This is a genomic window from Streptomyces sp. NPDC008086 (assembly GCF_042957325.1).
In the GTDB taxonomy this organism is placed as follows: Bacteria; Actinomycetota; Actinomycetes; order Streptomycetales; family Streptomycetaceae; genus Streptomyces.
Map to the genome: position 1 here is coordinate 398857 of NZ_JBIBIA010000009.1, position 13217 is coordinate 412073.

The following is a 13217-nucleotide window of genomic DNA, read 5'->3' on the forward strand; positions in this document are numbered from 1 at the left end:
TGTGTGCCTCTGATGGGTGACGACGTATGGCCAATCCCGCCCGCCAGCAGGACGATGCGCCCGTATCGCACTGATTCGGGGGACGAGGGGGCCTGTCATGGCGGAACCGGCGGTGAGCGTGACTCCCTACTGGGAGCTGACATTCGACGCGGACGGCGATCCGGACGCGACGAGGCGGGACCGGCTGCTGGCCGGGGTCGCCCGGCACCGCGTCCGTGATCTGATCGTGTTCGCGCACGGCTGGAACAGCGACCGGTCGGGGGCGACGCGGCTCTACGACCGCTTCTTCGCGCCGATCCCGCAGCTCGCTCCGGCGGCGAAAATCGGGTACGTCGGGGTGGTCTGGCCGTCGATGCGGTTCTCGGACGAGCCCATCCCGGACTTCCCGCGGGCCGTGGCGGCCGAGCTGCCCCGTCGGCCGGTGCTCGACAAGGACACGCGGCACGCGCTGCTGGAGACGTTCCCCGGGCGGGCGACCGTGATCGACCAGATCGCGCGGATGCTGGACCAGCAGCCGCGTGAGGAGGCCGAGTTGGAGGAGTTCGGGCGGCTGGTGCGGATGCTGGTGGACGTCGTGCCGCCGGGGCCGCAGGCGCTGTTCGCGGCGGACACGCTGTGCGAGGGGGTGCCGCAGGACTCGCCGGACATGTTCTCCGGCTCGACCGCCGCCCTGTGCGAGGAGTTCGCGCGGGCGCTGGCACGACTCGAGGCGCCGGACGGGACACCGTCGGGCGGGGCGCCAAAGGGCGCGGCCTCGTTCTCGTTGCCGAACCCCTGGGAGGGTGCGCACGAACTGCTGCGGCAGGCGACGTACTACGCCATGAAGCGGCGCGCGGGGACGGTCGGCGAGCGTGGGCTCGGCCGGGTGATCGGGCAGCTCGCCGAGCGGTCGGGCGAGGTGCGGGTGCATCTCGTCGGGCACAGTTTCGGCGCCCGGCTGGTGTCGTTCGCACTGCGCGGGCTGCCGAAGGGCGTGCGCACGGTGAAGTCCGTGACCCTGCTCCAAGGCGCCTTCTCGCACTACGCGTTCGCGTCCCGGCTGCCGCACGACGCGCGGGCGGGCGGGGTGCTGGAGGGGCAGCAGAACCGGGTCGACGGACCGCTGGTGTGCTGTTACTCGCGGCACGACTCGGCCCTGTCGGCCATGTATCCGCTGGCCTCCCGGATGGCGGGTGACGCGCGCGGGATCGCGGCCCCGGACGTCGGCCGGATGCTGGGCGACAAGTGGGGTGCGATGGGGCACGACGGGGTGCAGGCGGTGCCGGGGACCCGGTCGTTCGAGCTGGCCGACGCGCTGACGGCGAAGCTGCCCACCTCGGGCTGCGTCAACATCGACGCGGCGGCGGTCGTCAGGCGGGGCGGGCCGCCAGCGGGGGCGCACAGCGACATCGTGCACCGGGAGCTGGCCCGGGTGGTGCTGGCGGCGGGCCGTATCCACTGACCCGTGTCCACTGACCCGCCGCCGCTGGTCCGCCCGACCGGTCACCTGTGGGACGTGAACTCCACGACCTGCTGGTACGTCGGCCGGTTCTGCCAGCTGATCTTGCCGTGCTTGATGCCGCCCAGCGTGCGCTGGACGATCGAGTCGGCGCACCACTGGTCGCCCGCCGAGCACTGGTCGTCGCCCGGGTAGACCTGGGCCGCGGTCTTTCCGGCCGCCTCCTTCAGGGTGCTGATCAGGAGGTCCCGGCAGGCGCTGAGGCTGCCGCCGCCGCAGTACTTCCGGTCCAGCGGGCCCTGGACGGACTCGCCGAGGACGGCCCTGATGTCCTTGTCGACGTAGCTCCACCAGCCGTACTGGAAGGAGCTTCCGGCGTGCGAGCCGGTCGGGCCGTGGGCGGCCGACGGGGACTCGTCGATCGGCAGGTTGGCGGTGATCGCGCCGTACAGCTCGCTGCCGAGGCCCGGTTCGAACTCGGCCTTCACCAGCAGCGGCCACCACGCGTCCAGCATGCGGATCGCGTCGGCGTCGGCGTACGTCTTCGAACCGGCCGAGGTCTCGGTGCGCTTGCCGCCGGCCGAGATCCACGCCTGGAGCTTGCTGACGGCGGCCGCGGCGGTGGAGTCGGTCACAGTCGAGCTGGTGACGACCTTGAGCAGGTCCGGCAGGACGTCCTCGGCCCGCAGGTCGGCCAGGCCCGCGTCGGCCATCGCCTTCACCAGCGAGGCACGGGTGACGCCGCCCGCGTCGACCAGTTTCCTGACCCGGTTCTCCAGCAGGTTGCCGCGGTGGACGGAGCCGTCGCCCCAGGGGGCGGTCGTGTAGTCCTTGGCCTGCTTGTTGTTCCAGGAGATGTAGTAGTCCTGGTCGATGGAGTTGGGGTGGGCCGAGGGCGGGGTGTACTGGGCCGTGTTCGTCGTCGGGTTCCAGCCCCGCCATTCGTACGCCTGCTGGGCCCACACCGGGAACTCCGCGTCGACGCCGGTCGCCCGGACCGGGTTGTCGCCGCTGTTGTAGTAGGCGGTGTGCTCGGAGTCCACGTAGAACCAGTTGAAGGTGTAGTTGATGTGCTGCACCGCCTTCTGGAAGTCCTCCGGGCCCTTGACGTAGTCCGGGTCGTTCAGCATCTGGAAGCCGATGATCGAGTCGGCCTCGTGCAGGTAGGAGGAGCGCAGGGTGGTGTAGGCGACCTTCTTGCCGCCGACCGTGGCGCGGTGGGTGACGGGACCGTACTTCGTCCGCCAGACCCGCATCGTGTACGAGCCCTCGGGGGTGCTGTCGGCGGTCGTCGGCTTCCAGGCGTTCTTCTGCTCGACCTTGTCCATGGCGGTGCAGGTGCCGCGGTACAGGTAGTGGTGGTCGTCCTGGCACAGCTCGACGGCATAGGTGTCGATGATGTCCTGGCCGGACGTGGTGGCGCTCCACGAGTAGTCCTGGCCGCGGCCGAGCTCGACGTACATGCTCAGGCCGGCGAAGGAGGCGCCGCGGGCGCTGATGCCGGGGCCCTGGATCTCCTGGAGCAGGAGGAGCTGGGGGGCGAAGTAGCCGGTCTGCGGGCCGAAGACGGCGACGGGGTGGCCGCTGGCCGTGTGCTCGCCGCCGACCACGAGGGCGTTGGACATGCCGCGCCTGGCGGAGGTCATGGCCGTCTTGGCGGCCGTGGTCGACGCGGTGCTCGCGGCCGATCCGGCCGCGCTGCCCGTACGGTCGTACACGAGCTGTTCCTCGGCCACGGACCCGGCGTCGGGCAGGGCCTCGCCCTGGGGATCGTCGGGCTTGGTGGCGTACGGGAAGCTCTTGTCATGGACGGTGACGACCGCCTCGGGGTCGTTGCGCTCGCGGAACGACTCCCACAGCTTGGTGCCCTCGGCTACGCCGTACTTCTCCTGGGCGGCCAGCAGGGAGATCGCGTTGTTGACCTCGCCGCCGCCTCCGGAGCCGAACAGGGCGCCGATCACCGAGCCCAGCGCGACCAGGTCGGTGATCTTGAAGTGCTCGATGGTGCCGGCGTTGGTGACGGAGTCCTTGTGGCCGGTCAGGACGTACTCGCCGGGGAAGTAGCGGCCGCTGTCGGAGGCGTCGATGTAGGCGTTGATGCCGTCGAGGTAGGCCTTGGCGTCGGCGAGGGCCAACTGGCCGCGTTCGCCGTTGGAGACGACGGCGTTGTCGATCTGGGCCTGGAGATCGGCCTCGGTGTACGGCGCGTGGCGCCAGAACTGCTGCTCCAGGCCCTGGTTGGAGGGCGCGCCGCCGGCGAAGGAGGTGAGCTGTCCGCGTCCGACGTGGCGGAAGACGTCCATCAGCCACAGCCGGTCCTGGGCGGCCGCATAGCCGGCGCCGAACTCCGTGCCGTATCTGGTGGTACCGGTGATGTGCGGCACACCCGTCTTCTTGTCACGGACGATCGTCACGTCGCCGCGCCCGGCGGGACTGACGGTGGAGGCGACTTGATCGGAGGGCACGCCGAACGAGGCGTCGTTGAAGAAGTTGTTGATCGTCGCGTTGGTCAGTCCGGAGTAGCCCTTGGCCAGGTTGGCGTAGGGCCCGAGCTGGTCCGAGGCGTGTTCGGGCATGCTGCCGAAGGCCTGGTTGAGGAGGATCTGGGCAAGGGTGGCATTGCCGTTCTGACCAGGCGGAAGGATGTCGGAACACTGTTTCCCGCAGTGGTCGGTGACGGCGGTCGCCTCGGCCGCCGCGGCCGGGGGCGCGCCGACCACCGGGGAAAGCGGCGACAAAAGACCGGCAATCAGAACGCATATGGATGCCGTCTTCAGGAACCCGGGGAATCTGCCGGGAGTTCTCAGTCCGACGAGGGCGTTGCGTGGGGTACGCCGTGGCATGGCCGCTCCTACCGACGAGGGTGAGCCGGGATGTTACCGGCGGTATCCCCGGGATTGAAGATGAACATGCGTCACGTTTGGGAGTCGCCAGGGCTCGCTGTGGAGGTCAACGGAAATCGGATGGAGCCGAATCGCATGTCGATACGTCTATTCGTCAACGTCGCGCGAAGTCCGTGCGGCGACGCCGAAGTGACCGAAGTACAGGTGCAGGTGTGACGGAGGTGCAGGGCGATGGCCGGTTTCCGGAGTCTGGCGAGACAGGTGCGAGATCCGCGGTGCGATCTGGCGCTACGGCGCTACTCGCTGCGTAAGTGCCTTGAGCGGTTCGCTCCTTACGGGCACAGGGCGACCTGGGACCACTTGTGCTCCCGGGCGGGGTTCGGCCCCGAGGACCGCTCCCCCGATCCTGCGCGGCTCGTGGCCGCGTTGGACGAGCTGGAGGAGGCGCGTTCGGTCTGGCTGGCCTATGAGGTCGAGTTCGCCGAGCGGCGCAAGAAGGAGAAGCACGACGGACTGCGCAGGCCGGGCAGTGTGGACGACTGGCACCGGCTGACCTGGGGCGGTTTCGGGGTCGCCTGGTGCGACAACCCCCGGGTCCACCCGGACGAACCGCTGGCCGAGGTGCTGCGCCGGCTGATCTCCGCGCTGGAGCGGGACCCGGGCTGCGAGTGCCCGGTGTGCGGCGGGGACCGGCTGATCTACAAGTACGACCTGGCCCATGAACCGTCGTCGGGCCCGGTCTGCACGGAGTGCGGGATCGTCGTACCGCGTCCGGTTCTCACGCCCGAGGCGCTGTCGGCGTCCCGGCGCGAACGGCGACTGCTCATGTCCGCCTAGTACGACGGGGGTGCGCAGGGGATGCCGCACCCCCTTCTGTCGGGGGCCCTGTTGTCAGTGCCGGGTGGCACGATCGAGACATGATCCAGGTGTGTCTGAACGGGAGTCGGGGCGCCGGCGACGGTGCCGTGGTGCCGCTCTCGCCGGAGGCGCTGGCCGACTCCGCGGCCGAGGCGGTCGCGGCCGGAGCCACCGACATCCATGTCCACGCCAAGACTCCCTGCGGACAGGACAGCCTGTCCCCGCGCGTGCTCGCGCCGACGCTAGCGGCGATACGGGCCCGGGTGTCGGTGCCGGTGGGGGTGACCACGGGCGCCTGGGCGGAACCGGATCCGGCGGCCCGGGTGGCACGCGTACGCAGCTGGACGGCGCTGCCGGACCACGCCTCGGTCAACTGGCACGAGGAGGGCGCCGAGGACGTGGCCGCGGCGCTGATCGAGCGGGGCGTGGGCGTCGAGGCGGGCATCTGGTCCGGCACGGACGGCGCGGCCCGGTTCGCCGCCTCGCCGCTGGGGCCGAGGGTGCTGCGCGTGCTGGTCGAGGTCACTGACCCGTCACCGGAGACCGCCGAGGCCGCCGCCCACGCTCTCCTCGCCGACCTGGGCCCGGCGTTCGGCCGTCCCGTGCTGCTGCACGGGGAGGACGGCGGTGCGTGGCCGGTGCTGCGGCTGGCGGGACGGCTGGGGCTGGCGACGCGGATCGGCCTGGAGGACACGCTGGTCCTGCCGAACGGGGAACGGGCTTTGTCCAACGGTCAGTTGGTGGCGGCGGGGCTGGTTCAGTACAGACGGTCCCAGCGCTCGCTCTGAGGCAGGGCGAGGAGTTCGGCACGAGTCGCCAGGTCGTACTCACCCGCAGCGTGCAGGCGCGCGGCGCCGGGTCCGGTGAGCCAGGCGCGCAGGTCCGAGACTCCGGCGTCCACGCTGTCGTCGTACCACCAGGAGAACGGGGAGTCGTCGGACAGCAGGTCGTAGAGCCAGACGTCGGCGCACCGGGCGAGATGCGCGTCGGCGACCCGGCCGGGCACCCAGCCCTCCAGGAACGGGGTCACCGTCCTGGCGATCGTGGCGCAGGTGTCGAAGACGGCGTCGATGCCGTACGGCGGCTCGGGTGTGGCGAGGGCGTGCTGCCACCAGGCGCGAAGGAACGCCTCGATCGCGGCGGCCTGCTCGGTCGGCCACAAGCGCCAGTCCACCCGCGTCAGCCCGTGCGCTCCGTAGCCGATCACCCCCAGGGTGCCGTCAGCCATCGCCCGCGCCCCCTGCGGCAGCAGGCGCCGCATCACGGCCGGGTGGTCGTCGAAGTGGTTGGGCACCTCGAAGAGGTAGTACCGCACCGTCTCCAGCGGTATCGGCACGTCCGGCGTGCGGAGATACGCGGTCTCCTCGGGTGCGTGGCAGTAGCCGCAGCCGGTCTCGGCGGGGCTCGCGCACCCGCTGAAGACTGCGTCGATGTCGGCAAGGGCTGCGTCGAGGGCGGCTGAGGACATGAAGGTCGGTCCCGTCAGGACTCCGTGCGCGGCGGGCCGCCGGCCGAAGATCGCGACGATACCAGCCACAAATCCCGTCGCTCCATCCCTTTCCCGCACGGACAGTTGGGGGGCGATGAAACATCCCTGAAGTACACCCGAGGAGCCCTCATGTCGACGCTGCGCGTCACCGCAGAAGTGCTGACCGTCCACGAACATCCCAACGCCGACGCGCTGGAACTGGCCCAGGTGGGTCTGTACCGGGCCGTCGTCGCCAAGGGCGCGTACCGCACCGGTGAGGCCGCCGTGTACATCCCCGAGCAGGCCGTGCTGCCGGCCGAGCTGATCGAGGAGCTGGGGCTGACCGGACGGCTGGCGGGCGGCAATGCCGACCGGGTCAAGGCGGTCCGGCTGCGCGGTGAGCTGTCCCAGGGCATCGTGTGCCGGCCGAAGGCGCTGGCCGACGTCGACCTGGCGCGGGCCGCCGCGGAGGGTGCCGACTTCGCCGAACTGCTCGGCGTCACCAAGTGGGTGCCGCCGATCCCGCCCACGATGTCCGGTGACGTGGAGTCGGCGCCGGATCTGCTGCCCTGGGTCGACATCGAGAACATCCAGCGGTACCCGGACATCTTCACCCCGGGCGAACCCGTGGTGCTGACCGAGAAGCTGCACGGCTCGGCATGCCTGCTGACGTATGTCGCCGACGACGACCGGGTGTACGTCTCCTCCAAGGGCTTCGGCGCGAAGTCGCTGGCGCTGCGGGAGGATGCGCGGAACCTGTACTGGCGGGCCGTGCGCGGGCACGGCGTCGCCGAGGCGGCGGCCCGACTGGCCCGACGACTGGGTGCCCGCCGGGTGGGCGTCTTCGGCGAGGTCTACGGCGCGGGGGTGCAGGACCTGACGTACGGTGCCGACGGTCGACGGGAGACCCTTGGGTACGCCGCGTTCGACGTCTCCGCGGAGATCGACGGCCGGGTGCGCTGGCTGGACCCCGCGGAGGTACTGGACGGCGAACTCCCCCTGGTCCCACGGCTGTTCGAGGGTCTGTACGACATCGAACGCGTCCTGGCCATCGCCACCGGCCGCGAGACGGTCTCCGGACGGGAACTCCATCTCCGCGAAGGCGTGGTGATACGCCCCGCCACGGAGCGCCACAGCCCCGTAACAGGCGGCCGCGCGATCGCCAAGGCGGTCAGCCCGGCGTACCTGACACGCAAGGGCGGCACCGAGTACGAGTGACAGCGCCCGGCGCCGCTCATGGGCGCGGGGGCCCGCCCGCTCCCCCGCACCGACCGGGCACCACCCGCGCCCACCCACACCGCCCCCTGCGACACAACCGCCCATAGCCAAGCGCACTGCCGCCTGCCGTCCGCGGGCGGTCTGCCGTCAGCCGCCTGCGGACTGCGGACTGCGGACTGCGGACTGCGCATTGCCGCCTGCCGTCCGCGGGCGGTCTGCGGTCCGCGGTCTGCCGTCCGCCGTCCGCGGTCCGCGGTCCGCGGTCCGCGGTCCGCGGCAGAGGTTGCCCTGGCCGGCTGTCCCTGCAGGCGACATGGCCTAGCCGGACCCCCGACGGCACCCCAGCCCACCCAGGGGCGCGGGGAACTGCGCGACCAGTCACACCCGACCCGCAGCCGCCATCAAACCGGAGGCCCCGAACTCATAGGCGCCTCAACTGCAGCCCGCCCCGCGCCCCCGCCCGCGCCCGCGCTCCCGCCCTCCCCCTTGCTCCACCATCAACCGCGACCCCGTCAGCCGTTCGCCGAACACATCGTCCGGGTTGGACAGGACACACGTGTCCAGAGACAGACACCCGCAGCCGATGCAGTCCGTCAAGTGATCACGCAGACGGTTCAGTTGCTTGATGCGCTCGTCCAGCTCCGAACGCCACGCCTCGGACAACCGCGCCCAGTCCTCATACGTCGGCGTACGCTCCTCGGGGAGCTCCGCGAGCGCGTCGCGGATCGTCGCCAAGGGGATGCCGACCCGTTGCGCGGCGCGGACGAAGGCGACCCGGCGCAGGGTGTCACGCGAGTAGCGACGCTGGTTGCCGGACGTACGCCGACTGCTGATCAAACCCTTGGACTCGTAGAAATGCAGGGCGGACACCGCGGCACCGCTCCGCGCGGAGAGCTGGCCGACCGTGAGCTCATGGATCTTCTCGGGGATCTGGGGCACGCCCCCAAACCTACCTACCGCGTCACACCACCGGTCCATTGACAGGGGCCCCACCCCCTAGCATGCTAAGCAGTTGCTTAGACATGGCATTCTGGAACACGCGACGCGAGAGGCCTGGACATGGCAGAGCCGAGGATCTTCACCTCCGCCGACGACCTGAAGGCGGCGGTGGGCGAGCAGCTGGGGTACACGGACTGGCTGGAGGTCGACCAGAAGCGGATCGACCTGTTCGCGGAGGCCACCGGCGACCACCAGTGGATCCACGTGGACCCCGAGAAGGCCGCGGCGGGCCCCTTCGGGACCACCATCGCCCACGGCTACCTCACCCTGTCGCTGCTCCCGCTCTTCGGACCTCAGCTCATCAAGGTCGAGAACGTGAAGATGGGCGTCAACTACGGGACGAACAAGGTACGTTTCCCCGCCCCCGTACCCGTCGGATCCCGCCTGCGCGCCACCGCCACCATCACCGGCGTCGAGGACGTGACGGGCGGCGTCCAGGTCGCCGTCGCGTTCACCGTGGAGCGCGAGGGCGGGGACAAGCCCGTGTGCGTCGCGGAGTCCGTGTCGCGGTACTACCTGTAGGCGGACCCGGCAGCCCCGGCCGGACCTACTTGGCCCCCACCATCCGCAGCACGAGGTCGGCGTACAGCGCGCCGACCTCGTCGGGGGTCCAGGGGCCGTCGACGTTGAACCAGCGGGCCACGTCGATGCACAGCGACAGCACGGCGAGGGTCGTGCCCTTCACGTCCAGGACGTCGAAGTCACCGGCCGCCACCCCGTCCTCGATGATCGCGCGCACCTCGGCGTCGCACTGCCGGCGCAGCGCGAGGATCTCGGCGCGGGCGTCGGGGCCGAGGGAGTCCAGCTCGTACTGCACGACCCGCGCGGTGGTACGGCCCCCGGCGTGCCAGCGGACGAAGGAGCTCACGGCGTCGGAGAGCCGCTCGGCGGGGCTGCCCTCGCGCCGGGCCGCGGTCCGCAGGATGTCGAGCGCCTTCTCGTGGCCGATCCTGCTGATGCGGTGGAGCAGCTCTTCCTTCGTCTTGTAGTGGATGTAGAGCGCGGCGGGGCTCATGCCCGCGCGCCCGGCGATGTCACGGGTCGTGGTGGCGTGGTAGCCGCGTTCGGCGAAGGCCTCCACGGCGGCGATCAGCAGCCGCCGGGCCGCGTCGGGCGTGACCTCACCCCAGGCCGACGTCTCGCCGCCGGCCGTCTCCTCCGCCGTACTCATCGCTCACTCGCCCCTCTCGCTGACAGAACCCCCACCATACCGCCGATACTGAGCGAGCGCTTAGCGAGACCCTCGCGGGTCAGATCCTCTCGCGGCTCAGATCTTCTCGTAGGGGTCGTGCTCCGCCAGCAGCTTCTCCAGCCGTGCCTGGTCGACCCGGCTAACGATCTGCCCGGCCTCCTGGCGGTCGCGGATGACCTTGGCGAGCGTGAACGCCGAGGTCACCAGGTAGAGGACCGCGATGGCCAGGAAGCCGCGCACCCAGGCGTTGGCGTTCAACTGATAGATGCCGATGCCGGTGGCGGCCATGGCGACCGCGAAGGACGCGACGGACTGGCCGTAGAAGGCGGCCGTGCTCTGCTGCTTGACCGGTGTGTCACTCATGGGGAACAGGGTCGGCGGCCGTGGCGCCGGACACATCCGCTGAAGTACTCAGCCGGTACTCAGATGTCCCCGCTCAGAATGCCGAAACCCCTGTCAGCGCCCGCCCGATGAGCAGTTTCTGGATCTGGCTGGTGCCCTCGTAGAGGGTCATCACGCGGGCGTCGCGCAGCAGTTTGCCCGCCGGGTACTCGTCGATGTAGCCGTAGCCGCCGAAGACCTGGAGGGCGTTGTTGGCGGCGCGGACGGCGGCCTCCGAGGCGAACAGCTTGGCCTTGGAGGACTCGACGGCGAAGGGCAGCCCTCGGTCGATCAGGTCGGCGACCCGCCAGGTCAGCAGCCGGGCGGCGTCCACGTCGACGGCGATGTCGCTGATCAGCTCCTGGACCAGCTGGTGTCGGGCGATCGGCTTGCCGAACTGCTCGCGCTCACCGGCGTACCGGACGGCCGCGTCCAGGGCGGCCTGCGCTATGCCGACGCACCCGGCGGCCACCGACATCCGCCCCTTGGCCAGGGCCGACATCGCGACCGAGAAGCCCTTGCCCTCCTCCCCCAGCAGGGCCGAGGCGGGCACGCGTACGTCCTGGAGCACCAGTTCGGCGGTGGCCTGGCCGCGCAGGCCGAGCTTGCCGTGGATGGTGCGGCGCGTCAGGCCGGGGGTGTCGGTGGGGACGAGGAAGGCGGTCACGCCCTTGTGGCCGGGCGCGTCGGTGGAGCGGGCGAAGAGCAGGACGACATCGGCCCAGGTGCCGTTGGTGATGAACATCTTGGTGCCGTTGATGACGTAGTCGTCGCCGTCGCGCACGGCCCGGGTGGCGAGGTTGCCCGCGTCGGAGCCGGTGCCCGGCTCGGTGAGGCCGAAGCAGCCGACCAGTTCGCCCGCGGTGAGACCGGGCAGCCAGCGCCGTTTCTGCTCCTCACTCCCCCAGGCGGCGACGGTCTTGGCGACCAGTCCGAGGGAGACGGACACGATGCCGCGCACGGACGAGTCCCCGCGCCCCAGTTCCTCCGTGACCAGGCAGTACGCGAGATGGTCGCCGCCGGAGCCGCCGTACTCCTCGTCGATCGTCAGGCCCAGGAAGCCGACCTCGCCGAGCTTCTTGACGATCGAGCGGTCCACGTCCTCGGCGCGGTCCCAGGCGACGACGTTCGGGGCGATCTCGCGGTCCACGAAGTCCCGGGCGAGCTGCCGGGCCGCGGTCTGCTCCTCGCTGAGCTCCAGGTTCATGCCGAGTCACCCCACAGATAACGGACCTTGAAAGCTGCACATTTAAATTAGCACTGCTAGTTTCTGGTTGCAGCCCTACTATGTGCGCCATGGCCCGACCGCGCAAGCCCTTGCTCAGCACCGACCGGATCGTCGACACGGCACGCGCGCTGGTGGACGCCGAGGGGCTCGCGGCCCTCTCCACGCGTCTGCTCGCGGCGGAACTGGGCGTGAGCGGACCGTCCCTGTACAACCACTTCCGCACCAAGGACGAGATCCTGGAGGCGGTCGCCGACTCGGTCAGCGCACAGGTCGACCTGTCGATGTTCGAGGACGGCCGGGACTGGCGGACCGCGCTGCACGACTGGGCCGTCTCCTACCGGGCCGCCCTGCGCGACCACCCGAACATCGTCCCGGTCCTGGCCCGCGGCCCCGGCCGCCGCCCGGCCGGACTGCGGCTCGCCGACGCCGTCTACGGCGCGATGGTCGCGGCGGGCTGGCCGCCCGCGCAGGCCACGTCCATCGGCGCGCTGATGCGGTACTTCATCATGGGCTCGGCGCTGGGCTCGTTCGCCGGGGGCTTCGTGGACGACGCGAGCGCCTACGACCCCGCCGACTACCCCCACCTCGGGCAGGCCCACCTCCTCGCCGAGCAGCAGGAGAAGATCGACGAGCGGGCCTTCGAGACGGGGCTGACAGCGCTGCTGGACGGCCTCGCGCAACAGTACGAGCAGGTCAGGCGTACCGCCTAGCGTCCTTCGGCGGGCACCGAAGTGTCCGTGCCGCATCCTGGAGCGCATGGCCACCAAGGACCCCCAGGCACCGCACCTCGCCCGCCTCGCCGCGCTCATCGCCGACGACACCCGGGCGGCCTGTCTGCTGGCGCTGCTGGACGGGCGGGCCTGGACCGCCGGTGAGCTGGCGCGGCACGCCGGGGTCGCCGCGTCCACGCTGAGCGAGCACCTGGGCAAGCTCGTCGCGGGCGGACTGCTCACCGAGGAGCGGCAGGGACGGCACCGGTACGTCCGGCTGGCCGACGCGCGGGTCGCCCAGCTGGTGGAGGACCTCGCCGCGCAGGTCGCCCCGCGGGCGGACCAACGGCCCCGGAACCTACGGGAGTCCAGTGCCGGGTCCGCCATGGCGCGCGGGCGCACCTGCTACGACCATCTCGCCGGGCGGCTCGGTATCGCGGTCACGGACGCGTTCACGCTGCGCGGGCTGCTGCGGCAGGACACGGGGTTCGCGCTGACGGACGCGGGGCTGGGGTGGTTCGAGTCGGCCGGGATCCGCCTCGACCGCACCGGTCGGCGTCCACTGGCCCGTGCCTGCCTGGACTGGACCGAGCGGCGCCCCCATCTCGCCGGTGTCGCGGGCGCGGCACTGTGCCGACATGCCCTGGACACGGGGTGGTGCGTGCGGATCGGGTCGGAGCGGGCCGTGAAGGTGACTCCGTCGGGGGAGCAGGCGCTGGAGGAGCTCTTGGGTATCGAGGCGGGTGCGTTTCGGTGAGCCGACGGCCGAGGGGGTGGGGGCTCCCGCAGGAGTGCCGGGTGCGGGCCGTCGAGGGCTGGTCGCGCAGTTCCCCGCGCCCCTCGCGGACGTTGCAGCGCCCCGTCGGAAATCCGCGAGCCCTC

13 protein-coding genes are annotated in these 13217 nt (G+C 71.1%); 7 read left to right on the forward strand and 6 right to left on the reverse strand.

Going from position 1 to position 13217, the window contains the following annotated elements; all coding sequences use genetic code 11:
* Positions 1-97 precede the first annotated feature (97 nt).
* Entirely contained in the window at positions 98-1441 is a 1344-nt protein-coding gene (locus ACFZBP_RS31805; RefSeq protein WP_391418038.1) for a serine-threonine protein kinase, read from the forward strand.
* Between the two features lie 41 nt (positions 1442-1482).
* Here the strand turns inward: ACFZBP_RS31805 and ACFZBP_RS31810 are convergent, their stop codons facing one another.
* A complete protein-coding gene (locus ACFZBP_RS31810; protein ID WP_391418040.1) occupies positions 1483-4281 on the reverse strand; it encodes a penicillin acylase family protein in 2799 nt (932 codons plus the stop codon).
* Positions 4282-4512: 231 nt separating this feature from the next.
* On the opposite strand from ACFZBP_RS31810, the gene ACFZBP_RS31815 reads away from it, so the two are divergent.
* Both ACFZBP_RS31815 and ACFZBP_RS31820 read left to right on the forward strand, forming a co-directional pair.
* On the forward strand, positions 4513-5118 hold the full coding sequence (locus tag ACFZBP_RS31815) for a hypothetical protein (RefSeq protein ID WP_383449975.1): 606 nt from the start codon (positions 4513-4515) through the stop codon (positions 5116-5118).
* A gap of 80 nt (positions 5119-5198) precedes the next feature.
* Positions 5199-5927 (forward strand): 3-keto-5-aminohexanoate cleavage protein, encoded by a 729-nt coding sequence (locus tag ACFZBP_RS31820; protein ID WP_391418043.1) that lies wholly within the window; start codon positions 5199-5201, stop codon positions 5925-5927.
* Here ACFZBP_RS31820 and ACFZBP_RS31825 read toward each other — a convergent pair.
* Positions 5897-6676, reverse strand: coding sequence for a hypothetical protein (locus tag ACFZBP_RS31825; RefSeq protein WP_391418045.1), 780 nt, complete (start codon positions 6674-6676; stop codon positions 5897-5899). The two genes, ACFZBP_RS31820 and ACFZBP_RS31825, sit on opposite strands and share 31 nt — an antisense overlap.
* A gap of 81 nt (positions 6677-6757) precedes the next feature.
* On the opposite strand from ACFZBP_RS31825, the gene ACFZBP_RS31830 reads away from it, so the two are divergent.
* Positions 6758-7825 carry an RNA ligase (ATP) gene (locus tag ACFZBP_RS31830; RefSeq protein WP_391418047.1) on the forward strand — a complete coding sequence of 356 codons (1068 nt, stop codon included), beginning with the start codon at positions 6758-6760 and terminating at the stop codon, positions 7823-7825.
* 432 nt (positions 7826-8257) lie between these two features.
* Here ACFZBP_RS31830 and soxR read toward each other — a convergent pair whose 3' ends face one another.
* On the reverse strand, positions 8258-8764 hold the full coding sequence (gene soxR, locus ACFZBP_RS31835) for a redox-sensitive transcriptional activator SoxR (protein ID WP_391418049.1): 507 nt from the start codon (positions 8762-8764) through the stop codon (positions 8258-8260).
* 120 nt (positions 8765-8884) lie between these two features.
* On the opposite strand from soxR, the gene ACFZBP_RS31840 reads away from it, so the two are divergent.
* Positions 8885-9346: a MaoC family dehydratase gene (locus tag ACFZBP_RS31840; protein ID WP_048586061.1), complete on the forward strand. Its 462-nt coding sequence runs from the start codon at positions 8885-8887 to the stop codon at positions 9344-9346.
* Between the two features lie 25 nt (positions 9347-9371).
* Here ACFZBP_RS31840 and ACFZBP_RS31845 read toward each other — a convergent pair whose 3' ends face one another.
* The 3 genes from ACFZBP_RS31845 to ACFZBP_RS31855 form a co-directional block, all read right to left on the reverse strand.
* The gene (locus ACFZBP_RS31845) at positions 9372-9995 is read right to left on the reverse strand and encodes a TetR/AcrR family transcriptional regulator (RefSeq protein WP_383449970.1); all 624 of its coding nucleotides are present in this window, start codon (positions 9993-9995) and stop codon (positions 9372-9374) included.
* 96 nt (positions 9996-10091) lie between these two features.
* The gene (locus tag ACFZBP_RS31850) at positions 10092-10379 is read right to left on the reverse strand and encodes a YiaA/YiaB family inner membrane protein (protein WP_030054237.1); all 288 of its coding nucleotides are present in this window, start codon (positions 10377-10379) and stop codon (positions 10092-10094) included.
* A gap of 73 nt (positions 10380-10452) precedes the next feature.
* The gene (locus ACFZBP_RS31855; RefSeq protein ID WP_383449969.1) at positions 10453-11604 is read right to left on the reverse strand and encodes an acyl-CoA dehydrogenase family protein; all 1152 of its coding nucleotides are present in this window, start codon (positions 11602-11604) and stop codon (positions 10453-10455) included.
* An 89-nt stretch (positions 11605-11693) separates the two neighbouring features.
* Here ACFZBP_RS31855 and ACFZBP_RS31860 point away from each other — a divergent pair, with 89 nt between their 5' ends.
* Positions 11694-12335, forward strand: a complete 642-nt coding sequence (locus tag ACFZBP_RS31860; RefSeq protein ID WP_062724355.1) for a TetR/AcrR family transcriptional regulator — start codon at positions 11694-11696, stop codon at positions 12333-12335.
* Between the two features lie 46 nt (positions 12336-12381).
* On the forward strand, positions 12382-13092 hold the full coding sequence (locus ACFZBP_RS31865; protein WP_391418054.1) for a metalloregulator ArsR/SmtB family transcription factor: 711 nt from the start codon (positions 12382-12384) through the stop codon (positions 13090-13092).
* Positions 13093-13217 lie beyond the last annotated feature (125 nt).